Annotated in this window: 20 protein-coding genes and 2 pseudogenes; 13 read left to right on the top strand and 9 right to left on the bottom strand. The window is 72.0% G+C overall.

What is annotated here, in order from left to right; genetic code table 11:
• Positions 1–321 precede the first annotated feature (321 nt).
• Positions 322–1,710, top strand: coding sequence for an NsdA family TPR-like regulatory protein (locus tag IF04_RS0111545; protein WP_030254365.1), 1,389 nt, complete (start codon positions 322–324; stop codon positions 1,708–1,710).
• Positions 1,711–1,925: 215 nt separating this feature from the next.
• Entirely contained in the window at positions 1,926–3,932 is a 2,007-nt protein-coding gene (locus IF04_RS0111540; protein WP_030254362.1) for a hypothetical protein, read from the top strand.
• Positions 3,933–3,974: 42 nt separating this feature from the next.
• On the opposite strand, the gene IF04_RS0111535 is transcribed toward IF04_RS0111540, so the two are convergent.
• Positions 3,975–5,324 (bottom strand): ABC transporter substrate-binding protein, encoded by a 1,350-nt coding sequence (locus tag IF04_RS0111535; protein ID WP_030254358.1) that lies wholly within the window; start codon positions 5,322–5,324, stop codon positions 3,975–3,977.
• Between the two features lie 136 nt (positions 5,325–5,460).
• Between IF04_RS0111535 and IF04_RS0111530 the strand changes: the two genes are divergently transcribed.
• Together IF04_RS0111530 and purU are read left to right on the top strand one after the other, a co-directional pair.
• Positions 5,461–5,973, top strand: a complete 513-nt coding sequence (locus IF04_RS0111530; RefSeq protein ID WP_078600211.1) for an SCO4402 family protein — start codon at positions 5,461–5,463, stop codon at positions 5,971–5,973.
• Positions 5,974–6,058: 85 nt separating this feature from the next.
• Positions 6,059–6,931, top strand: coding sequence for a formyltetrahydrofolate deformylase (gene purU / locus IF04_RS0111525; protein WP_030254351.1), 873 nt, complete (start codon positions 6,059–6,061; stop codon positions 6,929–6,931).
• Between the two features lie 87 nt (positions 6,932–7,018).
• Here purU and IF04_RS35645 read toward each other — a convergent pair.
• A pseudogene (locus IF04_RS35645) lies at positions 7,019–8,465 on the bottom strand (MDMPI N domain containing protein).
• Positions 8,462–9,079, bottom strand: a complete 618-nt coding sequence (locus tag IF04_RS0111515) for a sigma-70 family RNA polymerase sigma factor (protein WP_030254349.1) — start codon at positions 9,077–9,079, stop codon at positions 8,462–8,464. The pseudogene IF04_RS35645 and the gene IF04_RS0111515 overlap by 4 nt, the downstream one beginning before the upstream one ends.
• A gap of 432 nt (positions 9,080–9,511) precedes the next feature.
• Here IF04_RS0111515 and IF04_RS0111510 point away from each other — a divergent pair, with 432 nt between their 5' ends.
• On the top strand, positions 9,512–9,886 hold the full coding sequence (locus IF04_RS0111510; protein ID WP_030254346.1) for an STAS domain-containing protein: 375 nt from the start codon (positions 9,512–9,514) through the stop codon (positions 9,884–9,886).
• Between the two features lie 144 nt (positions 9,887–10,030).
• Here IF04_RS0111510 and IF04_RS0111505 read toward each other — a convergent pair whose 3' ends face one another.
• The 4 genes from IF04_RS0111505 to IF04_RS0111490 all read right to left on the bottom strand — a co-directional run bounded on the left by IF04_RS0111505 (position 10,031) and on the right by IF04_RS0111490 (position 13,824).
• Entirely contained in the window at positions 10,031–11,260 is a 1,230-nt protein-coding gene (locus IF04_RS0111505; RefSeq protein ID WP_078600181.1) for a sensor histidine kinase, read from the bottom strand.
• Positions 11,257–11,910 carry a response regulator gene (locus IF04_RS0111500; RefSeq protein ID WP_030254341.1) on the bottom strand — a complete coding sequence of 218 codons (654 nt, stop codon included), beginning with the start codon at positions 11,908–11,910 and terminating at the stop codon, positions 11,257–11,259. The genes IF04_RS0111505 and IF04_RS0111500 overlap by 4 nt, the downstream gene beginning before the upstream one ends.
• A 259-nt stretch (positions 11,911–12,169) precedes the next feature.
• Complete coding sequence (locus tag IF04_RS38675) at positions 12,170–13,174, bottom strand: hypothetical protein (RefSeq protein WP_051831123.1); 1,005 nt, start codon at positions 13,172–13,174, stop codon at positions 12,170–12,172.
• 179 nt (positions 13,175–13,353) lie between these two features.
• Positions 13,354–13,824 (bottom strand): hypothetical protein, encoded by a 471-nt coding sequence (locus IF04_RS0111490; RefSeq protein WP_030254336.1) that lies wholly within the window; start codon positions 13,822–13,824, stop codon positions 13,354–13,356.
• A gap of 118 nt (positions 13,825–13,942) precedes the next feature.
• Here IF04_RS0111490 and IF04_RS0111485 point away from each other — a divergent pair, with 118 nt between their 5' ends.
• The 3 genes from IF04_RS0111485 (at position 13,943) to IF04_RS0111475 (ending at position 19,195) form a co-directional block, all read left to right on the top strand.
• Positions 13,943–15,574, top strand: coding sequence for a serine/threonine-protein kinase (locus IF04_RS0111485; protein WP_030254333.1), 1,632 nt, complete (start codon positions 13,943–13,945; stop codon positions 15,572–15,574).
• 139 nt (positions 15,575–15,713) lie between these two features.
• On the top strand, positions 15,714–17,336 hold the full coding sequence (locus IF04_RS0111480) for a succinic semialdehyde dehydrogenase (RefSeq protein ID WP_030254330.1): 1,623 nt from the start codon (positions 15,714–15,716) through the stop codon (positions 17,334–17,336).
• A 38-nt stretch (positions 17,337–17,374) separates the two neighbouring features.
• Positions 17,375–19,195 (top strand): GMC family oxidoreductase, encoded by a 1,821-nt coding sequence (locus IF04_RS0111475; RefSeq protein WP_030254328.1) that lies wholly within the window; start codon positions 17,375–17,377, stop codon positions 19,193–19,195.
• Between the two features lie 73 nt (positions 19,196–19,268).
• On the opposite strand, the gene IF04_RS0111470 is transcribed toward IF04_RS0111475, so the two are convergent.
• Together IF04_RS0111470 and IF04_RS0111465 are read right to left on the bottom strand one after the other, a co-directional pair.
• Complete coding sequence (locus IF04_RS0111470) at positions 19,269–20,297, bottom strand: LAETG motif-containing sortase-dependent surface protein (protein ID WP_030254325.1); 1,029 nt, start codon at positions 20,295–20,297, stop codon at positions 19,269–19,271.
• 769 nt (positions 20,298–21,066) lie between these two features.
• Complete coding sequence (locus tag IF04_RS0111465) at positions 21,067–21,387, bottom strand: chorismate mutase (RefSeq protein WP_030254321.1); 321 nt, start codon at positions 21,385–21,387, stop codon at positions 21,067–21,069.
• A 306-nt stretch (positions 21,388–21,693) separates the two neighbouring features.
• On the opposite strand from IF04_RS0111465, the gene guaA reads away from it, so the two are divergent.
• The 5 genes and pseudogenes from guaA to IF04_RS0111440 form a co-directional block, all read left to right on the top strand.
• On the top strand, positions 21,694–23,280 hold the full coding sequence (gene guaA / locus IF04_RS0111460) for a glutamine-hydrolyzing GMP synthase (RefSeq protein WP_030254318.1): 1,587 nt from the start codon (positions 21,694–21,696) through the stop codon (positions 23,278–23,280).
• Positions 23,281–23,391: 111 nt separating this feature from the next.
• On the top strand, positions 23,392–23,988 hold the full coding sequence (locus IF04_RS0111455; RefSeq protein ID WP_078600179.1) for a Uma2 family endonuclease: 597 nt from the start codon (positions 23,392–23,394) through the stop codon (positions 23,986–23,988).
• The gene (locus IF04_RS0111450) at positions 23,988–24,575 is read left to right on the top strand and encodes a Uma2 family endonuclease (RefSeq protein ID WP_030254313.1); all 588 of its coding nucleotides are present in this window, start codon (positions 23,988–23,990) and stop codon (positions 24,573–24,575) included. The genes IF04_RS0111455 and IF04_RS0111450 overlap by 1 nt, the downstream gene beginning before the upstream one ends.
• A 95-nt stretch (positions 24,576–24,670) precedes the next feature.
• Positions 24,671–25,555: a 2-hydroxy-3-oxopropionate reductase gene (locus tag IF04_RS0111445; RefSeq protein ID WP_030254310.1), complete on the top strand. Its 885-nt coding sequence runs from the start codon at positions 24,671–24,673 to the stop codon at positions 25,553–25,555.
• A gap of 79 nt (positions 25,556–25,634) precedes the next feature.
• Positions 25,635–26,426 (top strand): annotated as a pseudogene (locus tag IF04_RS0111440) (class II aldolase/adducin family protein); the annotation flags it as partial.
• Positions 26,427–26,467: the final 41 nt, after the last annotated feature.

The raw sequence follows: 26,467 nt of genomic DNA, 5'->3' as shown, positions 1-26,467 counted from the left end.
TTCCGCTGTCACCAAGGGTTACGGCCAACAAGTGGCACGGCACGGCGCAACGTTCTTGCACGTGGGGCGCATGGATGCACGGGCGGGGGCGCGTGCGAGGCCGTGCGGCGGAGGCTGGGTAGCCACTTGCGTGACGGGGCGGGAAGGCCGTCCGGCAGCGGTCGGCGGTGAGCGGTTAAGGGGGCTGGTCCGGCATTTGGTGAGTATCGCTTATGTCACGCGGTAGCGGCGGAAAAAGCGGATATCGCGGGTATGGGCGGGAAATGATGGACGGGGACGGCGTTCGACGGTGAACGCGCCGCAGTACACAGGGGGTACAGCATGGCCGCCAGGCCACTCGTCGCGCGGCAGCCGAACGAACGGCTGCAGGCGCTCATCCAGGAAGCTGCCTGTTCCAACGCCGGGCTCGCCCGCCGCGTGAACGTCTGCGGTGCCGAGCACGGCCTGGACCTGCGCTACGACAAGACGTCCGTTGCCCGCTGGCTGCGCGGCCAGCAACCCCGCGGCCGGGCGCCCGCGATCATCGCCGAGGCACTCGGTCGCAAGCTGGGCCGCACGGTCACGATCGACGAGATCGGCATGGCCGACGGCAAGAACCTCGCCTCCGGTGTCGGGCTGCAGTTCTCGCCCACCGTCCTCGGTGCGATAGAGCAGGTTTGTGAGCTGTGGCGGAGTGACGTGGGCCGCCGCGACTTTCTCAGCGGCTCGACCGTCGCCGCCTCGGCGCTGGTCGAGCCGAGCCGGGACTGGCTGATCACCGGCGCCGACACCCAGGTCGCGCGCAACGCCGGTGCCCGCGTGGGCCGTTCGGACGTCGAGGCGGTCCGCGCCATGACGACCGCGCTCAGCGAACTGGACCACCAGTACGGCAGCGGGCACGTCCGCCCGGTCGTCGTGCACTACCTCAACAGCGTGGTCTCCGGGCTGCTCGCGGGCACGTACCGGGAGTCTGTGGGGCGCGAACTGTTCGCCGCGGTAGCCCGGTTGACCGAGCTGGGCGGTTACATGGCGGTCGACACGGGCCAGCCCGGACTGGCCCAGCGGTACTACATCCAGGCGCTGCGCCTGGCACAGGCGGCCGGCGACCGTGGTTACGGCGGGTACGTGCTCGCCGCCAGCATGAGCCACCTCGCCGCCTCGCTCGGCAACCCCCGGGAGATCGCGCAACTCGCGCGCGCGGCACAGGAAGGCACCCGCGGGCACGTGACGCCGCGCGCCGAGGCGATGTTCTGCGCGGCGGAGGCGCGCGGGCACGCGCTGATGGGGGACACCCGGGCGTTCCAGTCCGTGGCCGGGCGCGCGGTCAGCGCGATGGAGCGGGCCGAGTCCGGTACGGACGCGGGCGACGACCCGGCGTGGATCGGTCACTTCGACCCCGCCTATCTCGCCGACGAACTGGCGCACTGCCACCGCGACTTGGGGCAGGCGGCGGCTGCCCGGCAGCAGGCCGAGCAGGCGCTCGCCGGGCACCCCGAGAGCCGGGCGCGGCGGCGCGCGATCGGGCTCGTACTGCTGGCGAGCGCGCAGGTGCAGCAGCGCGAGATCGAGCAGGCGTGTCATACGGGCACGCAGGCGGCCGAGTTGCTGAGCGGGCTGCGCTCCTCGCGCGGCACGGAGTATCTGGAGGACTTCCAGGAGCGCCTGGAGCCGTACCGGGAGGAGGCGGTGGTGCGGGAGTTCGCCGCGCGGCTGGAGCTGCGGGCGGCGTGACGGTACGGACCCGGGGCGGCCCGCCCCGGGTGACATTCGGCCGGTGTCTGTCGGCCGGTGTCTGCCTTGCGTCCTCTTTGTCCGTCGATCCTCCGGAATCGACGGGTGGTGCCGGTGTGCGTCAAGTGGCCGGTGACCAGGGGACGTGGTCGAACGTGACTGCTACCCGGTAGCGTGAGCCGACGATTCCGTAAGAAGCAGAAGTAGGAGTCCCGGTGACGCAGAGCGGACAGGGCGGCGACCCGCAGAACCCTGCGGGCGGGCCCGCGCGTGAGGGCGTGGTGCTGCCCGCGAACGGTGGCGAGCCGTACGTGCCCGACCAGCAGTCCGCGCCGGCCGCCGGTCAGCCGTGGGGCGAGCCGTGGGGCCCGTCCCAGGCGCCGCAGCAGGGCTCCTACGCGCCGCAGCAGCCGGATGCGTACTCGCAGCAGCCGGGCGCGTACCCGCCGCCGCCCCAGGGGCAGCCGCCGGTACCCCCGATGCCGCCGGAGCAGCCGTCGGCCGGGGCGGGGGCCGGGACCGGGACGGGTTCCGCGAGCCAGGGCGCGTACGGTGCCCAGCCCTCTTACGGTGCCCAGCCTTCTTACGGTGAGCAGCAGCCCTCCTATGGGGCGCAGGCTTCCTACGGCGAGCAGCCCTCGTACGGTGCGCCGTCCCCGTACGCCCAGCCCCAGCAGCCCCAGCCCTCCTACGGGGAGCAGAACCCGTACAGCGGCCAGGCCGCCGCCTACGGTGCCGCCCCGAGCGCTCCGAGCCCCGCCTACGGCTACCCGCAGCAGCCCGCCGGCCCTCAGCCCGGTCCGGACGCCCAGCCCGGTCCAGCCCCCCAATCCAGTACGGACGAGGCCGGGAACGCCACCGGCGGCGCGCTCGTGCGTGCCGAGCGGCAGGCCGGCGCGCCGCTGCCGCCGCAGAGCGCCGGGCCGCTGCCGCCCGCCGCCGACGACAGCGAGGCCACCCAGCTCATCCAGCCCTTCGCCGGCGGGCCCGGCGCGCAGCCGATGCCGGCGCCGCAGGGGGCCGCCGGTCCCATGCCCGGCTCGCTGCCGCCCGAGAACGGCTCGCTGCCGCCCGAGAACAAGCGGCCCGAGTCGGACGCCGAGGCCACGACGATGCTGCGGCGGCCCGTCATGCCGCAGGCGCCCGCTTCCCCCGATGGCACGGAGGCGGCGACCCAGCTGATCCCGCCGGTCGGCGGTGGCACGCCGCAGCCGCCCCCGGGTGCGCCGTTCGCCATCCGGCCGGGGATGCCGGGCGACCGGCCGACCCCGGCCGAGTTCGACGGCCTCTTCCGCGACGGGCCGGGCGGTGCCGGGGCCGGTGCCTCCGAGGCCGAGTCCCCCGCGTCCACCCAGCAGATGCCCCGCTTCGAGCCGCCCGCGGCGCCGCAGGGCCACGGCGGCCGGCAGGGTTACGGCGCACAGCCGGGCCCCGCGCCCCAGCAGCCCGGCTTCGCCGCGCAGCAGCCCGGCCATGCAGCCCAGCAGCCGGGCGGCCCCGCGCCGCAGCACCCCGCATTCACGCCCCAGGGCCCGTACCCGCCCGAGGGCCGCTCCGGCAGCGGTCACGGTCACGGCGGTGGTGGCGGGCGCCGCCGCAAGCTCGCGCCCGCCGCGATCATCGGCGCGGTCGTGGTGGTCTGCGTCGGCGCCGGGCTCGGCGTCGGCTACGCGCTCAGCGGCAGCGACGACGACGGCGCGAAGAAGGATGCCGGCAACGCGGGCACGGTGAAGCAGGCCAAGCCCTCGCCGACCGCGGACCCCGCCGAGGTACAGGCCAAGGAGCTGGACGCGCTGCTCAAGGACAGCAACAACAGCCGTTCCGCGGTGATCGGGGCGGTCGGCAACATCAAGTCCTGCACGAAGCTCGGTGCCGCGGCCAAGGACCTGCGGGACGCGGCCGGCCAGCGGAACGGCCTGGTCACCCGTCTCGGGAAGCTCTCCACCGACCAGCTCCCCGACCACATCGAGCTGACCACCGCGCTGACCAACGCCTGGAAGTCCTCGGCGGCGGCCGACAACCACTACGCCACCTGGGCCGACCAGGTCGCGCACGCGGGCAAGAAGGGCTGCCACAAGGGCAAGGCGCGCGGCACGAAGGCGGCGGTGGCGGGCAACACCGCCAGCGGGCAGGCCACCACGGCCAAGAAGGAAGCCGCGAAGCTCTGGAACCCGATCGCCAAGAAGTACGGCCTGACCGAGCACAGCCCGGAGCAGCTCTAGCCGAGCGGGCGTCCCGGCGTCGCCGGGGCCCGCTCAGTTCGGTCAGGCGTCCCGGCGCGGCTTCTCCAGCGTCCGCGCGAGGTTGCTGAAGCCGGAGTGCGTCGTGACCAGCCGGCCGTCCCGTACGATCTGGTACGTCACCATTGCGTTGACGATCCGCGGGAAGGACTGCACGGCGAGCATGTCGTCGTAGCGCCAGCGCAGCTTCGGGGTCAGACCGCCGGTGTCGACGGCCCGGTCGCCGCGGTCCAGCGCCTGCTGCAGCGAGTGCGCGGTGACGTCCTTGCCCTCCTCGGTGACCTGCTCGACCATCGCGCGCAGCACGGTGTACGCGATCCACGTGGTCTGCACGCCGGCGTCGGCCGGGTCGATGCGGTTGTCGTTGAAGGCGTGCTCGGTGATCACGTCGCGCATGGGCTGCCAGCGTCGGTCGCGGGCGTCCGGGTACCAGCCGGTGACCAGCGCGCCCTCCAGGGGGCTGGACTTGCCGCCCGTACGGTCCACCAGCGTCTGGTTCACGCTGCCGAGCACGGACGCCATCTGCACCTTCGGGTTGTCCTCCTGGAGGCGCCGGAAGGAGTCGAAGAAGGTGTCGGTGTGCTCGCCGAGCGTCGCGGTCACGCAGGCGCCCTTGGCCCGCGCGCCGAACTCCGCCGTCCCGTAGAACGCCGGGTCGGCGCCGACCTCGTCCAGCGCGGTCTGCGCCGCGTCGGTGTAGTCGGTGGCGTTCTCGGGCGCCCGGATGTCGTGGGCGGGCGAGCGGCCTTCGGTGGCCAGCCCGGCGTTGAGGATCGGCGGCATCTGGTCGCCCTGGATGGTGTCGGGGCGGACCAGCGAGACGCGCTTGCACTCGGCGGCGAGCTGCCGCCCGTTGCCGGCCAGCAGGGCCGCCTGGCCGCCGTTGACCGGGTAGGACAGCGGGCTGTCGAACTCCTCGCTGGTGACGCCGTAGCCGCCGATGTACGGGATGCCGGCGGCCTCCAGCGGAGCCATGAAGGAGCGGCCCTGGCGGCTGTACGAACCGACGACGGCGACGGCGTGCGCGGCGACCGCCTTCTGGGCGCAGCGCGCGGCGGCCACCGATTCGTTGCGTTCGTTGCAGGTGAGGACGTTCAGCCGGTGGCCGGCGATGCCGCCCTTGGAGTTGACCCAGCGGGCGTACGCCTCGGCCATGGCGGGCATTCCGGCCATGTTCGTGCCCTTGGTGCCGGCGGGCGCCCAGGTCATCACGGTGATGGGGGCCTCACCGGCCCCGGCGGCGTTCCCGTCGGCCCCGGGGAGCGTGCCGCAGCCCGTCAGCAGGGCGGCCATGGCCGCCGCGCCCGCCGTCGCTGAGCGGATCACGGTGGCGCGGTGGCAGAAGCGGGGAAAGGAACGTCGCCATCCGGTCATGTACCGGCACCCTTCCGGCCAGGGCATAACACCTGAGTGCCGGCCGGGTAACGGAAAGTGACGCGAAGGTGAACAGCAGGAAATGGGCGGCCCCGGCCCCCCTGCCGGTCGCCCCGTGTCCAAGAACGTACGATCGATTGTTGTGCAAGGTTCGGAGAAGTCTTCCCGTCGCGGCCGCCGCTCGACCACCATGGGCGCCATGCCGCTCACTGACATGCCGTGGTGGCGCTGGCGCGCCAATGTGCGCTCGGCGCTGCACATGCTTTCCGACCCCGTCTTCCAGCAGGAGACCTGGCTGGCCGGCCTGCCCGGCTACGGCGATGTGACCGACGCCGTGTACCGGCTGGTGGAGGACACCTGGCTGGACAACTGGTCCGCCGAGAAGTACGTCGGCACGATATTCCGGGACTCCCAGGAAGCCTCGCTGGTCGACGTCGCCGTGCTGCGGGTGCTGCGCATCCTCCACCAGGTCGGCGCGGACGCCCCGGTGGCCGCCTACCTGGAGCACCACGGCTGGCCCGAGGCCGTACGTGCCGCGCGGGACGCCCACGTCCGCATGGCGACCGCCGACGGCGAGGACCCCGACACGCCCCCGCGCTCTCTCGAAGTGCTGGCCATCCTCACCAGGGGACTGGAACCGCAGGAGTGAGCCGGGCCACGCGGGCGGTGCCCACTGCCCGGTACCGGGGAGCGGGCGGTGACCGGCGGGCCGGAATGTGCGACCCTTTGTCCTCATGAGCCAGTCGCAGCCCGCCCTCTCCGACCAGTACGTCCTGACCCTGTCCTGCCCGGACAAGCAGGGCATCGTGCACGCGGTGTCCAGCTACCTCTTCATGACCGGGTGCAACATCGTGGACAGCCAGCAGTTCGGGGACCGGGACACCGGACTCTTCTTCATGCGGGTGCACTTCCGCGCCGAGACCGCCGTCACACTGGAGAAGCTGCGCGCCAGCTTCGCCGCGGTCGGCGACTCCTTCCAGATGGACTGGCAGATCCACCGGAACGACGAGAAGATGCGCGTCATCCTGATGGTGTCCAAGTTCGGGCACTGCCTGAACGACCTGCTCTTCCGCTCCCGCATCGGCGCGCTGCCGGTGGAGATCGCGGCCGTGGTCTCCAACCACACCGACTTCGCCGAGCTGGTCTCCTCGTACGACATCCCCTTCCACCACATTCCGGTGACGAAGGACAACAAGCCGCAGGCCGAGGCGCAGCTGCTGGAGCTGGTCCGCGCCGAGCAGGTCGAGCTGGTCGTACTGGCCCGGTACATGCAGGTGCTCTCCGACGACCTGTGCAAGGAGCTGTCGGGCCGGATCATCAACATCCACCACTCCTTCCTGCCGAGCTTCAAGGGCGCGAAGCCGTACCACCAGGCGCACGCCCGCGGCGTGAAGCTGATCGGCGCCACCGCGCACTACGTCACCGCCGACCTCGACGAGGGCCCGATCATCGAGCAGGAGGTCGCGCGGGTGGGCCACGACGTCACCCCGGACCAGCTCGTCGCCGTCGGCCGGGACGTGGAGTGCCAGGCGCTGGCCCGCGCGGTGAAGTGGCACAGCGAGCGCCGCGTGCTGCTGAACGGCAGCCGGACGGTCGTCTTCGCCTGACGGCCGACTTCCTGAGGTACCGCTCCTCGCGCCTCTGACCGGTCCGACCGGCCAGGGGCGCGAGAGCGTTCATAGGCGCGACAGCCTTCAGAGGCGCGACAGTGAAGCCGTCGCGAAGAGGACCTCGCGGATCGCGTCCCGCTCGCCGTGCTGCCCCGCCGCCGCGTCCTCGGGCGAGACATGCCCCGCGGCCAGCTGGCAGAACTCCACGCTGTCCAGCGCGATGTGCGCGACCGTACGGTCCGGTGTGCCGAGCGCGCCGGGCGAGTCCAGCGCGATGTACCAGTGGCCGCCGCCGCTGCCCTCCACCTCCAGGTGCAGCGTGCGCCCCGGCGTGCCCGCCTCGACCAGCCGCCGGGGCGGCGCGGCCAGCCCGGCCCGCCGCCGTACCGCCAGCGCGGACGGAAGCAGCCGCGCCGCCAGGTCGACCATGCCGTGCATGTGATGCGCGGCCGGCGCCTCGTACGGGTAATCCACGGCGTCGGCGATGTCACCGGCGTGCACCCAGCACTCGAAGGCGCGCTCCAGCAGGGAGTCGCGCAGCGGCAGCCGGAAGTCCCCGTAGGGCACGGCCAGTTCGGCGACCCCGCGGCCCGCGAAGGCCACCGTCCGTATCAGCGCGTGGGACTGCTCGCGCCAGGGCTCGCGGGTGGCGAGCGGGGACTCCTCGTGCACCGCCGTGCGCCAGTACGCGAGCGTGCGCTCCGTCGGATCGCTGGGGGAGTCCTCCGGTACCTCGGCGCCCAGCGGGTCGGTGAGCCCGAGGGCCGTGGCGACCAGGCCGTCCACGGACATCAGATGGCCGATGACGCCGGCGACGGTCGTGGTGCGGCCGGCCTCACGGTCGTTCTCGAACCACCGCAGCCGTACCGGGGCCCGCCACTCCGACTCGCCCATGTCCCGCAGCAGCGCGTCCAGTTTGGCGGTCTCCGCGTCGTACGGGCCCGCCCACTCGGGCACCGGGATACGGGCCGGGCGGCGGCCCAGGCAGTTCTCCAGGACCCGGCTGCGCAGCAGCGGGTCCAGGTCCAGGCTGTCGGCGGGGTGCAGCAGGCCGACGGCGTCCCGCAGCCGCAGCGCCTCGTCCGCGCACGCGGCGCAGTCCGTGAGGTGCGCCTCGACGGCGGCGGTCTCCTCGGGCGAGCAGGCGGCCAGCGCCCAGCAGCGACTTGAGCACGGCGTGCGGCAGCTCGGGCAGGCCGGCGCCGGCGGTGTCCTGGTCCGTGGTCCCGTCCTTCTCCGTGGCGGCGTCCTCTGCACCCGCGTCCTCGGGGGCCTCCTGCTCCTCCGGCGTCTGCCGTTGCTGCGGTGTCTGCCGCGGCTCCTCGGGCGTACGCCGTTCCTCCGGCGTCTGCCGTGCCTCCGGCGGGTCCTCGTCCGGCCGGGACGCGCGGACGTCCGGCAGCGGGCCCTGGTCCTCGGCCGGGCGGCGGGGGGACGGTATGCGCGGGCGCTCACCGCGGCCCGGGCACGGGCGGCCGGGGCCTTCCGGGTCCTGCGGGCCGTAACGGTCCCAGTCCTCCGGGCCGTTCACAGCGCCCGTCCGTATCCGGAGCCCGGCGGCGGTGGTGTCGCGGGGCGTCCCGGAGCAGGCGGCCCCGCCTGGTGGTTGTGCGCGGTGGCGAGGAGCTGCAGGCCGAGCCGGAGCCGGCGGCGCGCCTCGACCTCGGTGACGCCGAGGTCGGCGGCGGTCTGGCGGTAGTCGCGGCGCTGGAAGTACGCCAGTTCCAGCGCGGCGCGCAGCGGCGCCGGCATGGACGTGACGATGTAGTCGGCGCGGGCCGCGGTCGAAGCGGCGTTGATCTTCTGCTCGATCTCGGCCGGTCCGGGCGCGTCCGCGCCGCAGTCCAGCGCGGAGGCGGCCTCGGCCTGGCGCAGCCGGTGCACCGCCTGGCGGTGGGTGAGCGTGGCGACCCAGGAGCGCAGCGAGCCCTGCTTGGGGTCGTACGCGTCGGGGTTCTCCCATATGTAGCCGAACACCTCGCGGGTGATCCGGTCGGCGGCCGCCTCGTCCTCCAGAACGCGCTGCGCGAGGCTGTGCACAAGCGAAGCGAACCGGTCGTACAGCTCTCCGAGCGCGGCCGCTTCACCGCGCGCGAGCCGCTGCTGCATCCGCCTGTCCCAGCGCGGTGGCGCTTCGTTCACCATCCACGGCCCCCCTTCTCCGCCGCCGCTGTGCCCGCCGTCACAGAAGTCCATCGTCACAGAGTCCGTCGTGCGTCCACCGTGCCATCGAATGTAGTGCTCCGGTCCGTCGGTGCACCTTCCTTTACGGCAAAACGAGCCGTGCGGCGACTGCGGATGGTATAGGTCCCGTCACTTTCTGATTCGGCTATCGGTCAGAACTCGACTGATACAGACCGTTCATGCCCGTTTTTGCCCGCGCGTTATTCGTGCGTGACCGGGTGCGGAGAGAAAAGTCGATGATCCAGGGCATAGCCTGGGTACTGGCAGCCTGTTGCGCGCGGAATTCTTTCGAGTTTCAGGGGGGCAAGGCCGGGCAGCCGATGCTGGGAAGGGTGCGTTCCGGATGGCCTCCGGAGGCGTCCGGTCCGAAAGCGAGCGAAAGGCTTCGAGCGCGTGACGTTGAAGGTGGCAGAAGACGAGCAGGGGCCCTGGGCCGTACTGCAGGTTTCCGGTGAGATGGATCTGGTCACGTCTCCCTCGGTGCGTCAGCATGTGCACGACGCGGTCGCCGAGGGGCGCCGCAGTGTGGTGCTCGACCTCTCGGGCGTGCAGTTCTGCGATTCCAGCGGCGTCGGCGTACTGATCGCCGCGCGCCGCCTGATGCGCTCGTGCCAGGGCCGGCTGCGGCTGATCCTGCCGGCTCAGGGCGCGGTCGACGGCTCGCACGTGAACCGCGTACTCGCGGCACTCGGCGTGCGCCGCCTCTTCGAGGTGTACCCGGACGTGGCGACGGCGGTCGACGAGGCAGCGGCACCGCTGTCGGCGTGACCCAGCCGCTTCGCCGCTAGCCCCCTCGCCGCCTTCCGCCGTACCGTTTCCCCCGCTTTTCTCCCCCAATGGGGGGTTGCGAGGTCCCCTTCTCAACACAGTAGCGGGAGGGTCTGACAACGCCCGCCGCCCGCCCCGCCTCCCTCACCCCACCCTCTGCGGAAACTCCGCCCGCACCACGAAACCCCCGTCCCGCGTGGGCCGGGCCTCCAGCGTGCCGCCCAGGCTCTGCGCCCGTTCCCGCAGGCCCACCAGCCCGTGTCCGCCGCCGGGCAGCGCGGGTGCGTCGGTGCCCGCGTCCGGTGGGCCGTTCCGTACCTCCACCAGGAGTCCCGCGTCCGCCGCCCGGGGCTGTTCGACCCGGACCCGGACCCGCGCCCCCGGCGCATGCTTGCGTACGTTGGTCAGCGCCTCCTGCACCGTGCGGAACGCCGCGCGCTCCACGGTCCGGTCCGTCGGCGCGTCCCCGTCCACGCCGTTCTCGTACGTCACGTCCAGCGCCGACATCTCGATCAGCCGCGGCAGTTCGGCCAGGTCCGGCTGGGGTGCGAGGTCCTGCGCCGCGTCGTCCGGGGCCTCGCGCGGGCCGCCGCCCGCGGCGCGCAGGATGCCGACCATGTGCCGCAGCTCCTCCAGCGTCCGTACCGACAGCTGCCGGATGGTCCGTGCACCGTCCCGCGCCGCGGCGTCCTCCGAGGCCACCTGCAGCGCCCCGGCCTGCAGGCTGATCAGGCTGACCTGGTGGGCGACCACGTCGTGCATCTCGCGGGCCAGCCGGGCCCGCTCCGTGGCCAGCACCCGGTCCGCGATCAGCCGGTCCTCGCGCTCCAGGCTGCGGGTGAGCTCCGCGACCCGCGCCGCCAGCTCGCGCCGGGTGCGCACCAGCAGGCCCAGGGCGATCGGCCCGGCCGAGGTGACCGACGCGTCGATCAGTACCAGGGTGTTCTCGCGGTACGCGGTGATCTCCAGGTCGGAGATCGGATACGGGAAGAAGTGCGCGGCGATCAGCAGGAACGCGCAGCAGCCGAGGCGGGCGCGGCCCGGCCGCAGCGCGGCGACCGTGTACAGGGCGATCATCGGTGCGAACCAGATGTAGCCGATGTACAGGCCCGGCATCGTCGCCAGGAAGACGGTCAGCGGGAGTCGGCGGCGCAGCAGGAGGGCGAACGCGGCGAGCAGCGAGACGCTCAGCTCCAGCGGCTGGTCGAGGTCGTTGACGAGGAAGGAGTCGGCGATGCCGAGCAGGGTGGGGACGAGGAGGACGGCGCGGTGCCGCAGCCGGGCCGCGCGGGTGCCGACCGGCGGACCGGCCGCCGGGGCCGTCTCGGTCGCAGCTGTCTCCACCGGGGCCTCCGCGCCCGCGGCCGGCGTCATCTGGGACCTCCCGTGACCAGCCCCGCGCGGTCCGCGACGATTGCCGCCTGTACCCGGTTGATGCCGCCGAGCTTGCCCAGCAGGGCGCTCACGTGGTCCTTGACCGTACTGGGCGCGAGGCCCATCCGGGCGGCTATCTGCGCGTTCCCCAGGCCCTCGCCGAGCAGCGCCAGGACCTCCGACTCCCGTGGTGTCAGGGCGCGTACGGCCTCGGCGGCGGCCGCCTGGGTCTCGGCGGTCAGATAGCCGCCGATGACGGCGCGGGTGACGCCCGGGTCCAGCACGCTGCCGCCCGCGGCGAGGGTGCGCACCGCGCGGATGAGCTGCTCGGGGTCGGAGTCCTTCAGCAGGAAGCCGGACGCGCCCTCGCGGAGCGCGGCGGTCAGGTACTCCTGTGCGTCGAAGGTGGTCAGCATGGCGATGGCGGGGGGCTCGGAGGCGGCGCGCAGGCCGCGGAGTACGGTCAGACCGTCGACGTCCGGCATCCGGATGTCGAGCAGCACGACCTCCGCCGCGCTGCGCCGGACCGTCTCCACGGCCGTCGCGCCGCTGCAGTCCGCGACCATCTCGACGTCCGGCGCCGTCCCCAGGATCATCCGCAGCCCGGACCGCACCAGCCGCTCGTCGTCCACCACAGCGACACGGATCACCGGTCGCCCCTTCCTGTCGTGCCGTACCGATTCCGCTTCGGCGGGGTGCCACCCCCGCCGGAGGGCGGGGGTCCGCACGCGACCTGCGGAGGATGCCGCGGGACGGCACCCGCGGGCAGAGTGCTCTCATGCTGCACCACTGAGGAGGCCACAAGCCGTCCACGCGGTGCAGCTCACACCGGCGGCCGCCGCGACCCCCACACGCGACGGCCGCCTGTGGTGTTTCCGTACGGAATGCGTCCTACCGGGGCCGCGTCCGTCATTCCGGCCGGGTCCGCGCCCAGGAGTGCGTGGTGCCCGGGCAGGGGCTGAACGCCCGTCCCGTGGTGAGTACCAGTACGGAGGTCATCGCGGCCAGTAAGTACGCGGTGGTGGCCAGGTCCAGCGTCCCCTCGGCGCTGCGCGTCCCGGCGCTGAAGGCGTCGGTGACCGCGTAGCCGACCACCGTCCGCACCGTGAGGTAGAGCTGTACCGCGGCGAAGACCAGCAGCGCGCCGCGCATGTCCCGCCGCCCGCTCAGCGCCAGCCCGCCGACCACCAGCCAGCCGGTGATCGCGGCGAGCGCGGCGAATCCGGGCCCGGTGACCGGCGCGTCCGCCGAGGGGAGCACGGCCGCGTCCAAGGCGCCCGCCAGCCACTCCCCGGCTCCCTCCGTGCCGTCGGTCAGCAGCCGCACCGTCCAGGCCGCCTGGACCAGCCCGGCCAGCACGAACAGCACCCCGCAGATCCGCGAGAGCCGCCCGCGCCACCAGGCCCCGGCGGCCGGTCCCGGCTCCGTGCGCGCGGGCAGCAGGACGCACAGTACGACCGCCCCGGCCAGCAGCCCGAGCACGTGCGTGGCCAGCGTCCAGCCGCCCATCGCCTCGAAGCTGTACGCGGAGCGGTAGCCGGGGTGCAGCAGTCCGACGCCCTCGCGCAGTGAGCGGGCGAGCACCAGGCAGGCGAGCAGCAGGGCGGCCGGGCGGGCGAGGGTGCGCTGCGCGAGCGCCGCGCCGGCCACCGCCGCCAGTGCCACCGCGAGCGCCCATTCCTGCGGCCCCAGCGCGCCCACGGGGCCGGCCAGCGGGTTGAAGAGCCCCTCGACGAAGTCCAGCGGGCCCACCCGGGCGTCGGCCACGCCGGTCACGACCCAGGCGACGAGGGCGCCCGCGTACAGCCCGAGGGCCAGTCCGGTCGCGAGGTAGGCGCCGCTGTGTTCGGGCGTCGCCCGGCCGGGGTCGGCGCCCGGCCGCACATCGAGCAGCCCGCCGTCCTGCATCACCATGACCGACCCCCGATCCGCCGCGCGCCACCGCTCCGCGCCGCGTTCTCGCATTGCGGGCACCCGTACTGCGGTATGCCCGCCGTCCACTGTCATTGTTCAAGGACGGCGTGCGCAGGTACGGAGGTTCCACGCCTGTGTGTCGCGTGCCCCGGGGCCCCGCGGGCCCGCCGCGGCATCCTTCAGCGCACCCGTCGCGCGACCGCCGTGACGAAGTCGCGGATCTCCTGGCGGGTGCGGGCGCGGAGTTCGGTGAGCTCGTCCCGGTCGTCCACCCAGTGCAATTGCGTCACATCCGCCAGCAGCCGTTCGGTCAGCTCCACCACCTCGGCGTCGTCGCTGACGAGCTGTGCGCGGAACATCGCCTCGTGCGCGGCGTACCGCGTCTTGTACTGCTCCTCGCGCAGTTCGGGGCTGTCCTCGTCGCAGCGGTCCTCGTCGTGCAGGACGAACCACCGGTGGACCAGCACGCGGCGGTAGTCCAGCAGCGTGCCCGCGAACGCGCAGTAGGCGTCGATGCGTTCCTGCCGCAGCTTCTCGTCGCGCGCGAGGGCGTGGCTGCGCTCGGTCTCCTGTCGCTGGAAGAAGTGGGTTATCCCGGCCCCGAGGAGCGTGCCGACCACGGCCACCACGCTGGTAACAACTGCCTCCATGCCGACAGTTGATCACTTCGGCCCCGTGCGGCAACAGGGGGAGAGGCCGTGCGGCCACCGGGGCGAAGGCGCCTGCCCGCTCCTTCCGCTTCGGTGACCGTGGGGCAAGATGGCCTCCATGGGGAGCTTCGGGGGACACGGCCGCTTGATCGCCGGCCGGTACCGGCTGGACGGGAGGCTGGGCCGCGGCGGCATGGGCACGGTCTGGCGGGCCACCGACGAACTGCTGGGCCGGCAGGTCGCGGTGAAGGAGCTGAACCTCGACGACGACCGGGACGACGCGGACACCTCCGTACAGCGCGACCGGATGCTGCGTGAGGCCCGTACGGTCGCGCAGATCAAGCATCCGAACGTGATCGTCGTGCACGACGTGGTCATGCAGGACGAGCGCCCGTGGCTGGTCATGGAGCTGGTGGACGGCGGTTCGCTGGCCGACCGGCTGGCGAGCGGGGGACCGCTGGCCCCGCGCGAGGCGGCCCGGATCGGCGTCGCGCTGCTCGGCGCGCTGCGCGTGGCGCACGCCAGAGGCGTCCTGCACCGCGACATCAAGCCCGCCAACGTCCTGCTGGAGGCGGGCACGGGCCGGGTGGTTCTCACCGATTTCGGCATCGCGCAGGTGCCGGGTGCCACGACGCTCACCGAGAGCGGCGCGTTCGTGGGCTCGCCCGAGTACACCGCGCCCGAGCGGATGGCGGGCCGCGGGACGGGGCCCGAGGGCGACCTGTGGTCCCTCGGGGTGCTGCTGTGCGCGGTACTGAGCGGTGGCGAGACGCCCTTCCACCGCGACTCCATCGGCGGTGTGCTGCACGCCGTCGTCTCCGACGACATCCGCATCCCCGAGGCGGCCGGGCCGCTGCACACGGTCGTCGCCGGGCTGCTGCGGCGGGACACGGAGCGCCGGCTGACCGTCGCGGCCACCGAGCGGCTGCTGCGCGGCTACCTCCAGACCGGCCGGATGCCGGAGCCGGGCGGCGCGCTCACCGCCGAGGAGCGGCCGCCCTTACTGACCGGGCCCGCCCGGCAGCCCGCGCCGCTCCGGGACGCGTTCGACGGCCGGGCGCTGGCGGCCGCCGCGCGTCCGCACACCGGACGCACCCGGAACGTGCGCAACGTACTGCTCGCGGTGACCGCCGCGCTGGCACTGGCCGCCGCGGGCGCCGGGATCGCCGCGCTGGTACTGAACGGGCGGGGCGCGGACGACGGCAGGGCGCCCGCCACGCGCTCCCCGAGCCCGACCCCGACGGCGTCCAAAAGTCCAGGCCAGGGCGGTACGGCCACCCCTGCGCCCACCGTCCCGGCCGGGTACACCACCGTCCGCGACCCGCAGGGCTTCGCGCTCGCCGTACCGGACGGGTTCACGCGCTCCTACGAGAAGCCGCGGGTGTACTACTACTCCGTCGGCCGCCGGTTCCGGCTGGGCATTCACGTGCAGCCGCCGCAGCAGGGCGGACCGCTGGGCACGATGCGCGACGCGCACATCAACGGCCCGCAGAATTACCGGGGTTACCGGGACGGCAAGGTCACCGCCACCACCCACGGCGGCCATCGCGCCGCGCTGTGGCAGTTCACCTGGGACGGCGGGCCCGAGGACGGCGGCCCGCGCCGCACGTACGACCTGAGCTGGGACGAGGGGGGCCGGATGTACGACGTGTGGATCTCCGCGCCGGCCGGCGACCGGACCGTGGCGAAACGACACTTCGACACCGCGCTGGCCACCTTCCGGGCGCTTCGTCCGCCCTTGACCGGCTGATCGTCCGCCGGTCGCCGCTGGACGAAACCGCTGTACAGCAGCGTCCTGGCCAGTGATCACTGGCGTAATTGTGGGCAGCCGGTGAAAACTCATTACTCCCGGGTACACAAAGCGTGTCGGGAGGCATACGCTCGGCGCCATGACGGACTCGCTGGACACCGCACAGACCGCCCCCGCCGACGGCAACCCGGTCGCCTCCGCCGCCGCGGGCAGCCGCACCGCCGCCGACGTGGTCACCAAGGACCTGGTCGCCCGCCTCACCCGTGGCGTGGTCGGCAGCGGCAGTACGGCGAACCACACGCCGTTCACCGGCGAGGTCCTCGCCGAGCTGCCCGAATCCACCCCCGAGGACGTCGCGGAGGCCTTCGAGCGGGCCCGCGTGGCCCAGCGCCAGTGGGCGGCCACCCCGGTACGCAAGCGCGCCGCGGTCCTGCTCCGCTTCCACGACCTGGTACTGCAGCGCCAGGCCGAGGTGCTGGACCTCATCCAGCTGGAGACCGGCAAGGCCCGGCTGCACGCCCACGAGGAGATCCAGGCGGTCGCCGTCGCCGCCCGCCACTACGGCCGCAAGGCCCCCGCATACCTGAAGCCCAAGGGCCACACCGGCGTCGTGCCGACCCTCACCAAGGTCACCGAACTCCGCAAGCCCAAGGGCGTGGTGGGCCAGATCGCCCCCTGGAACTACCCCTTCGAGCTCTCCGTCGGCGACGCGCTTCCCGCCTTCGTCGCGGGCAACGCCGTCGTCATGAAGCCCGACACCGAGACCGCGCTGACCGCCCTGTGGGCGCGCGAGCAGCTCATCGAGGCGGGCCTGCCGCCGGAGGTCTGGCAGGTCGTGATCGGCGACGGCCCGGTCGTCGGCCCCGAGGTCGTCAAGCACGCCGACTACGTCTCCTTCACCGGCTCCACCCGCACCGGCCGCGAGGTCGCCCAGGGCGCGGCGGCCCGCCTCGTCGGCTGCTCGCTCGAACTGGGCGGAAAGAACGCCATGTTGGTGCTGCACGACGCGGACATCGACAAGGCCGCCGCCGGCGCCGTCCGCGGCTGCTTCTCCTCCGCGGGCCAGCTCTGCATCTCCATCGAGCGGCTGTACGTCCACGAGTCGATCGCCGACGAGTTCGCCGGGCGCTTCGCGGCCCGTACGAAGGCCATGCGGCTGGGCAACGCCCTCGCGTACGGCGCCGACATGGGCTCCCTCGTCGGCGAGCGCCAGCTCGAGACCGTCACCCGGCACGTCGAGGAGGCCGTCGCCAAGGGCGCCAAGCTGCTCGCGGGCGGCAAGCCGCGCCCCGACATCGGCCCGCTCTTCTACGAGCCCACCATCCTCGACGGCGTCCAGGCCCCGATGGCCGTCTGCAACGAGGAGACCTTCGGCCCGGTCGTCTCGATCTACCGCTTCAGCGACGAGGACGAAGCGATCGCCCTCGCCAACGCCACCCCCTACGGCCTGAACTCCAGCGTCTGGACCAAGGACGGCCGCCGCGGCCGCAAGATCGCCGCCCGGCTGAACACCGGCACCGTCAACGTCAACGAGTCCTACGCGGCGGGCTACGGCAGCGTCCAGTCCCCGATGGGCGGCATGGGCGACTCCGGCCTCGGCCGCCGCCACGGCTCCGAGGGCATCCTCAAGTACACCGAGGCCCAGACCGTCGCCCACCAGCGCATCATGCCCCTGGCCCCGTCCTTCGGCATGGACGACGAAAAGTACGCCGCCTTCATGTCCCTCAGCCTCAAGGCCATGAAGGCCATTCGCCTCCGCTGACCCCCCAGCCCCGACCCGCACACTTTCAAGGAGCGCCGATGCCAGGGGAGAACTCTGCCCAAAACCAGGAGCAGCCGGCCTACGACTACGACGTACTGGTCATAGGCTCCGGCTTCGGCGGCTCCGTATCCGCCCTCCGTCTCACCGAGAAGGGCTACCGCGTCGGCGTTCTGGAAGCCGGCCGCCGCTTCACCCGCGAGACGCTGCCCAAGAACTCCTGGGACATCCGCAACTACCTCTGGGCCCCGGCCCTGGGCTGTTACGGCATCCAGCGCGTCCACCTGCTCGGAAATGTCATGGTCCTGGCAGGCGCTGGAGTCGGCGGCGGCTCGCTCAACTACGCCAACACCCTCTACGTCCCCCCGAAGCAGTTCTTCGACGACCAGCAGTGGGGCCACATCACCGACTGGCAGGACGAGCTCAAGCCGTACTACGACCAGGCCCAGCGCATGCTCGGCGTACGACTGAACCCGACCCTGACCCCCTCCGACGTCCACCTCAAGGCTGCCGCCGAGAAGATGGGCGTGGGCGACACCTTCCACATGGCGCCGGTCGGCGTCTTCTTCGGCGACGGCAAGGACGCCGACGGCGCGACGAAGGCGGCGCCCGGCGGCGAGGTGCCCGACCCGTACTTCGGCGGCGCGGGCCCGTCCCGCAGGGCGTGTTCCGAGTGCGGCGAGTGCATGACCGGCTGCCGGCACGGCGCGAAGAACACCCTCACCGAGAACTACCTCTACCTCGCCGAGCGGGCCGGCGCGGTCATCCACCCGATGACCTCCGTCGTCGCCCTCACCGAGGACTCCCGCGGCGGCTTCGCGGTCCGCACCCTGCCCACCGACGACAAGCGCAAGGGCAAGGGCCGCACCTTCACCGCCCGCCGGGTCGTGATCGCCGCCGGCACGTACGGCACCCAGACCCTCCTCCACAAGATGAAGGACACCGGTCTGCTGCCGCACCTCTCGCCCAAGCTGGGCGAGCTGACCCGTACCAACTCCGAGGCCCTGGTGGGCGCCCTCACCGACAACCGCCGCTACCGCAAGAAGACCGGCGAGAAGAAGGTCGACTTCACCCGCGGCGTGGCGATCACGTCCTCCATCCACCCGGACGCCGACACCCACATCGAACCGGTCCGCTACGGCAAGGGCTCCAACGCGATGGGCGGCCTGTCCCTCTTCCAGGTCCCGGTACGGGACGGCGCCGCGGCCCGCGTCCTCGGCTTCCTCGCCAAGTCGGCGCGCCACCCCGTGCTCTCGCTCCGCTCCCTCTCCAACCGCCGCTGGTCGGAGCGGACCATCATCGGCCTGGTCATGCAGTCCCTGGACAACTCCCTGACCACGTACCGGAAGCCGGGCGGCATCGGAAAGGGCCTGCTGACCGCGCGGCAGGGCCACGGCGCGCCCAACCCGGCACAGATACCGGCCGCCGCCCAGGCCGCCACGCTGATCGCCGAGGACATCAACGGCTTCCCCGGCAGCAACGTCGGCGAGCTGATGGGCACCCCGCTGACCGCGCACTTCCTCGGCGGCTGCCCGATCGGCGAGGACGCGGACCACGGCGTCATCGACCCGTACCACCGCCTGTACGGCCACCCCGGCATCTCCGTCGTCGACGGCTCCGCGGTCTCCGCGAACCTCGGCGTCAACCCGTCCCTCACGATCACTGCCCAGGCCGAACGCGCGATGTCCCTCTGGCCGAACAAGGGCGAACAGGACCCCCGCCCGGCCCCCGGCCACCCATACCAACGCCTGACACCGGTGCAGCCACACAGCCCGGCAGTCCCGGAAAAGGCGTTCGCGGCCCTGAATCTCCCGTTCGTCCCGGTACCGAAGGTCCCAAAGTCCAGCCCGTCCGGCGATTGAGGACATCTCTGACCGGTACGACGAGGGGCCGCACCCGGCAACCCAGGCGCGGCCCCTCACAGCTCAACCGCCGTTACGCGGCAGCGCCATCCGTCTTACGACGACGCACCACAAAGATCGCCCCGGCGCCCACGGCCATCGTCACCCCGGCCACCGCCGCAATCATCGGCAGCGCCGAGGAAGACCCGGTCTCGGCAAGCTTCCCGGAGACCGGCAGCTCCTTCATCCCGCCCTGCGGCGCCGGCTTGCTGGGCTTCTTGCCGCCCGGCTTCCCCGTGGCCGGCGGCACCGTGCCCGGCTTGCTCCCCGCGACCAGCACGTCGAACTCGTACTCCGACCCCTCGGAGAACCCGCAGACGTCCTTCTCGTCGTGGTACGCGCCGATGGCGAAGGCGAAGCCGTAGCTGCCAGGCGTCTTGGCGTCGACCTTCAGACGCAGCTTGGCGTCGGAGTACTCACCGGACGCCAGATCGGCGGTGGAGGCGAAGTAGCCCTCGTCGCCGATGGTGTGCCAGGTGCCGGACGCCTCGTCCAGCCACTGCACCGTGAGCAGGTGCGAGACATCGTCGAAGTCGTCCTTGTCGATGGCCGACAGCATGACGTAGGCGTCGACGGACTTCATGGCCTGCTCGGAGACGTTGGTCGCCCGGAAGGTGAAGTTGTGCCACCCGGAGCCGGCCACGACCTGGCTGGGCAGGCCGCGCAGCGTGGTGGTGATCGCCGCCTCCTCCGACTCCTTCTCACAGACCGGCTCCTCGGTGGGCGTCTCGGAGGGAGTGGCCGACGGCGTACCGGTGGGCTTCTCGGTCGTGCCCTCGGTGGGCTCCTCGGTCGTCGGGGCGGAGGCCGACGGCTCGGTGGTGGGCTCCTCCTCCGACGGCGGGGGCGTCGGCTCGGCGCTCTCCGAGGGCTCCTCGGTCGGCGCCTCCGTCTCCGGCGCGTTCGCGCTGGGCGCCGGCTCCTCCGGCACCTCGGAGGGGGACGCGGACGGCGGCGTGGTGGGGTCGCCCTCCGTCGCATACGCGGCAGGCGCCGCAAGCAGCGCGGCGGGAGCGAGGACGGCCGTCGCGGCGGCAGCCGTCAGTGCACGGCGAAGCTTCATCGTGTCAAGACCTCTTCGTGGGTCCGGAGTGCCGAGGGGGAGGCACGAATCGGTAGCGGGCCGTCGCGGTGGGGCGCGGTATGGCCGTGCGTTTACGAGTGCATGACCAGCCACATGGCTCAAAGGTTGCACGCGAAGTTGCATATATCTGCGGACCGACGAGCGGCGACGAGCGGGCGAGAGCTCGTAAAGGCAGAGTCCGGGCAGAGCGAAGGGCCCCGAGGTGCCGTCCGCGAGGGGGGTGCGGGCGACCGCGGGGCCCTTGCTGCTCGGCGCCGTCGTCAGGGCAGCGGCGGCGCCGAAGGAAGGCGCCGGGGGGAGGGCGCCTGTGAGGCTCTGCTGGTTCTGTAAGAACCCGGCGAGGCTCTACCGGTATAGACCAATGGCAGTATCGGGAGCCACCTCGATGCGAGGTAATCGGCTCTTCATGCATCGTGCTGGATGCGCCACATCCGGCGCAACCGTTTCGACCGGATGCGGTCGGCCCCAGGCGTCCCCGGGGCCGACCGCCCCATCGGATGTGACCGGGCTGCTGTCCCCTGCCGACCGGCCACAGCACCGCAGCGAGGTCCCACGGCGCCGTCCGCTTCAACCCGGGCGGCGTCTCATCGCTTCGGCGTTCCCGCCCACGGGGCGGCGTCTACGCGTAGTCCTGCAGGCCGCGCCTGGCTGGCGTGGCACCGGGAACAACGAAGCCCCGAGCCGCCCGGTCACGGTCCGTACGGGTGAGCCGCCGCCCCGGACCCCGTACGGGTGGCGCCGCCCGAACTCAGATGCGCCCGCGGCACAGCTCCAGCAGCGTCATCGCCAGCGCGGTGCCGGGCCGGCCGAGCTGGTCGCGGAAGTGCTCCAGGACCTCCATCTCGCGGGCGAGGTTCACCCGGCGCCCGCCCGAGGCGATCCGTTCCTTCTGGATCACGGCCGAGACGGCCATCCGTTCCTGTACGAGGCCGATGATCCGGCCGTCGAGATCGTCGATCCGCCGGCGCGCGTCGCCGATCACGGCGGCGGCCTCCTCGGTGCGCGCACCGGTCTCCGGGCGGGGCTTGGTCGTGATGCTGGTCGCGTTGCCGGCCGTGTTGCTGCTCATATCCGTCTCCTGGGGTTCTGAGGGTCTACGGGGATCTTCGGGATCCCGTGGTCCCGTGGTCCGTGGCCCTGGAACCGCACCGCCCGGAGGGGAAAACACAGCGCCCCGGGCCTTGTACGGCCCGGGGCGGCTGGGAAGTCGCTTGTCGCTGTGATCAGCGGTTCATGCAGCGCGACCATGGCAGCCGGACGGGCCGGTGCCATAGGTAAAGGCGAAGGTCAGCTGCGTGAACATGGGGCTCAGTATGTGCCCGGTAGAATCGAAAGCACAACCCCGTAGCTCCACCACCGCCGGAAGGCCGCCGAAGTGCCAGCAGCGCCCCCCGCCGCCGCCCCGGATGTCGTCCTCGTTGTCGACTTCGGCGCGCAGTACGCCCAGCTCATTGCCCGCCGCGTCCGCGAGGCGCGGATCTACAGCGAGATCGTGCCCTCGACCATGCCGGTCGAGGAGATGCTCGCGAAGAACCCCAAGGCGATCATCCTCTCCGGCGGTCCGTCGTCGGTCTACGAGGAAGGTGCCCCGAGCATCGACCGTGCCCTGTTCGAGGCCGGTGTCCCGGTCTTCGGCATGTGCTATGGCTTCCAGCTGATGGCCGTGAAGCTCGGCGGCACGGTGGACAACACCGGTGCGCGTGAGTACGGCCGCACCCCGCTGGCCGTCTCCAAGACCAGCTCCACGCTCTTCGAGGGCACCCCGGCCGAGCAGTCGGTGTGGATGTCGCACGGCGACGCCTGCTCCGCCGCTCCCGAGGGCTTCACGGTCTCGGCCTCCACGGACGTCGTGCCGGTGGCCGCGTTCGAGAACGACGAGAAGAAGCTGTACGGCGTGCAGTACCACCCCGAGGTGATGCACACCACGCACGGCCAGCAGGTACTGGAGCACTTCCTCTACCGCGGCGCCGGCATCGAGCCCAACTGGACGATGGGCAACATCATCGAGGAGCAGGTCTCCGCGATCCGCGAGCAGGTCGGCACGAAGCGTGCGATCTGCGGCCTGTCCGGTGGTGTGGACTCCGCGGTCGCCGCCGCGCTGGTCCAGAAGGCCATCGGTGACCAGCTCACCTGCGTGTACGTCGACCACGGTCTGATGCGCAAGGACGAGACCGAGCAGGTCGAGAAGGACTTCGTCGCGGCCACGGGCGTGCAGCTCAAGGTCGTCGACGCTTCCGAGCGCTTCCTCTCCGCGCTCGCCGGGGTCTCCGACCCCGAGGAGAAGCGGAAGATCATCGGCCGCGAGTTCATCCGGGTCTTCGAGCAGGCCCAGGCCGAGATCATCGCCGAGGCGGGTGCCGCGGGCGAGCCCGTCGAGTTCCTGGTCCAGGGCACGCTGTACCCGGACATCGTCGAGTCCGGCGGCGGCACGGGCACGGCCAACATCAAGTCCCACCACAACGTGGGCGGCCTCCCCGAGGACCTGGAGTTCAAGCTCATCGAGCCGCTCCGCCAGCTCTTCAAGGACGAGGTCCGCATGGTCGGCGCCGAGCTGGGCCTGCCGGAGGAGATCGTTCAGCGCCAGCCGTTCCCCGGCCCCGGCCTCGGCATCCGCATCGTCGGCGAGGTCACCCGCGAGCGCCTCGACCTCCTCCGCGAGGCCGACGCGATCGCCCGCGAGGAGCTCACCGCCGCCGGCCTGGACCGCGAGATCTGGCAGTGCCCGGTCGTGCTCCTCGCCGACGTCCGCTCGGTGGGCGTCCAGGGCGACGGCCGCACGTACGGCCACCCCATCGTCCTGCGTCCGGTCTCCTCCGAGGACGCGATGACGGCGGACTGGACCCGCATGCCGTACGACGTCCTGGGCCGCATCTCCACCCGCATCACCAACGAGGTCAAGGACGTCAACCGCGTAGTCCTCGACGTGACGAGCAAGCCCCCGGGCACGATCGAGTGGGAGTGACGTTCCTGTAGGGACACTCCCGGTCAACGCCGACGCCGTCGCTCATTCGTTTGGGCGGCGGCGTTGTCGTATGTGCTGGGTACGCTGACGGCACGGCCCAGAATCCCGTCCATGGGAGGACTCATGACCGCCGAGACCGAGCACCACTGGCCGGTGCCGCCGCAGGACGGCTACACCGTGGACGACCTGCTGACGCTGCCCGACCTCCCGCCGCACACTGAGCTGCTCGACGGGAGCCTGATTTTCGTGAGCCCGCAACGCTACTTCCACAGCATCGTGATCGACCTTCTCGTGAGCGGGCTCCGCCGTACCGTGCCGCCTGAGCTTAAGGTCGTGCGCGAGATGACCGTGGCCATCGACAAACGGAACGGGCCGGAACCGGACATCGCCGTCGTCCGGGCCGTTGCGGCGCGCTCCCGTACGCAGACCCAATTCCAGGCCAGGGATGTGATGCTGGCCGTTGAGGTGGTCTCGCCGGAGTCCGAGGCCCGCGACCGCGACACCAAGCCGCACAAGTACGCGGGCGCCGGCATCCCCCACTTCTGGCGCGTGGAGATGTCCGGCATCGACGACCGCCCGACCGTCCATGTCTTCGAGCTCAACAAGGAAGACCGGACGTACCACCCGGTCGCGGTCCACCACGAACGCCTCAAGCTCACCACCCCCTTCGACATCGACATCGACCTCGCGGAGATCGACAACCTCTGATGTCCCTGGACACGCAGTACCACTACCCCGTTCCGCCGCCGGACGGCTGGACCGCGGAGGATCTCGACCGGCTGCCGGACCTCCCCAGGCACACCGAGCTGCTCGACGGCAATCTCGTCTTCATGAGCCCCCAGACGCGGTTCCACTCCAGGGTCCTGAGCCTGCTGGAGTACGGGCTGCTGGGCCAGGTGCCGGACGGCCTCGGCGTCTTCCGGGAGTTCGACGTCAGGCTGGACAGGCGCAACCGTCCGTCGCCCGATGTCACAGTGGTCCCGGCCGATGCGGACACCGGTCCGAAGGGCACCTGGCTGCGGCCCGAGGACGTCCTCCTGGCGGTCGAGGCCGTCTCGGACGACTCCGTGGAGCGTGACCGCGAGCTCAAGCCGCGTAAGTACGCCGAGGCGGGCTTCCCGCACTACTGGCGGGTCGAGCCGGCTGACGGGCTTCCCGTCGTGCACGTCTACGAGCTCGACCCCGCGACGAGGGTGTACGCGCTCTCCGGGGTTTACCAGAATCGCCTGGAGCTGACCGTCCCCTTCCCCATCGACATCGATCTCACCGCGATCAACAACAGACGCCTCCGCTGACAGCACCCTGTTGACGCCCCACCCTCCACCGCGGAAAATTGATTCCGTACTACGGAACAGATGTCCGCGATGCGGAAGTAAGTGGGGCGTACGGCATGAGCACCATCGGTTTCATCGGACTCGGGATCATGGGCAGCCCGATGGCGGTCAATCTGGCGAAGGCCGGGCACACCGTTCGCGGGTGGAACCGCAGCCCCGGGAAGGCAGGGGCGCTGGTTGAGGCCGGGGGGACCGAGGCGGCGAGCATTGCCGAGGCCGTCCGGGGTGCCGACGTGGTCATCACGATGGTTCCCGCTTCGCCGCAGGTCGAAGAGGTGGCGTATGGGGAGGATGGGATCCTCGCCAATGCCCAAAAGGGCGCGCTGCTGATCGACATGTCGTCGATCACGCCGCAGACGTCGATCGATCTGGCCGCGCGGGCCAAGGAGCACGGCGTGCGGGTGCTGGACGCGCCCGTGTCCGGCGGTGAGGCCGGTGCCATCGAGGGCGTGCTCTCGATCATGGTCGGCGGCGAGCAGGCCGACTTCGAGGCGGCCCGCCCCGTGTTCGAGGCGATGGGCGGCACGATCGTGCACTGCGGCCCGCACGGCGCCGGGCAGACCGTGAAGGCCGCCAACCAGCTCATCGTTGCCGTCAACCTGCAGGCGTGCGCGGAGGCCATCGGCTTCCTGGAGAAGTCCGGCGTGGACCTGGAAGCCGCGCTGGAGGTGCTGAACGGCGGGCTCGCCGGCTCGGCCGTACTGACCCGGAAGAAGGCGAACTTCCTCGCCGGCGACTACCGCCCCGGCTTCAAGCTCGCCCTGCACCACAAGGACATGGGCATCGTCACGGACGCCGCCCGCACGGTCGGCGCGACGCTGCCCGTCGGCGCCACCGCCGCCCAGCTCATCGCCTCGGCCGTGGCCCGCGGCGACGGCGACCTGGACCACTCGGCGCTGCTCCGCGGCGTCCGCGCGATGAGCGGCCAGGAAGAGAAGTAGCGGGCACCACTGGCCTCTTCACTTACGGCGGCGTAGCTTCCGGTGCGAGCCGCCGGTACGCACGCGTACGAAGAGGAGAACCGCCATGCCCGAACCGACGCCGATACCCACCGACCAGCTCCGGTTCGCGATGCCGCCGACGCACGCGACCGTCGAGGAGGAGCGCCGGTACCGCAAGGAGCGGCTCGCCGCGGCGCTGCGGCTCTTCGGGAGGTACGGCTTCGAGGAGGGCGTGGCGGGCCACATCACCGCCCGGGACCCGGAGTTCACCGACTGCTTCTGGGTGAATCCCTTCGGGATGTCCTTCCGGCACATCACCGTGAGCGACCTGCTCCTCGTCAACCGCGAGGGGCAGGTCGTCGACGGCCGCCACCACGTCAACCAGGCCGCGTTCGCGATCCACGCGCAGATCCACGCCGCCCGCCCCGACGTCGTCGCCGCGGCGCACAGCCACTCCACGTACGGCAGGGCGCTGGCCGCGCTCGGCGAGCCGCTGGAGCCGATCACGCAGGACGTGTGCGCGTTCTACGAGGACCACGCGCTGTTCGACGAGTACACGGGCGTCGTCGTGGACGAGGCGGAGGGCGCGCGGATCGCGGCCGCGCTCGGGCCGCGCAAGGCGGTGATCCTGCGCAACCACGGGCTGCTGACGGTCGGCGACTCCGTGGACGCCGCGGCCTGGTGGTTCCTCACGATGGAACGGTCCTGCCAGGTACAGCTCACCGCGAAGGCGGCCGGTAAGCCCGTACTCATCGATCACGGCGACGCGCTCCGCACGCGCGAGCAGCTCGGCAGCGACCTGGTCGCGTGGATCAACTACCAGCCGCTGTTCCAGCAGATCAGCCGCGAGGAGCCGGAGCTCTTCGGCTGAGCCACGGCCCCGTACCGGATCCGCCCCGCCCGCACGCCCCG

Origin of the sequence: Streptomyces violens (genome assembly GCF_000717745.1) — a bacterium.
Classification (GTDB): Bacteria; Actinomycetota; Actinomycetes; order Streptomycetales; family Streptomycetaceae; genus Streptomyces; species Streptomyces violens.
The sequence above is the reverse complement of the archived record's forward strand: the minus strand, read 5'-3'. Positions and strand labels throughout refer to the sequence as shown.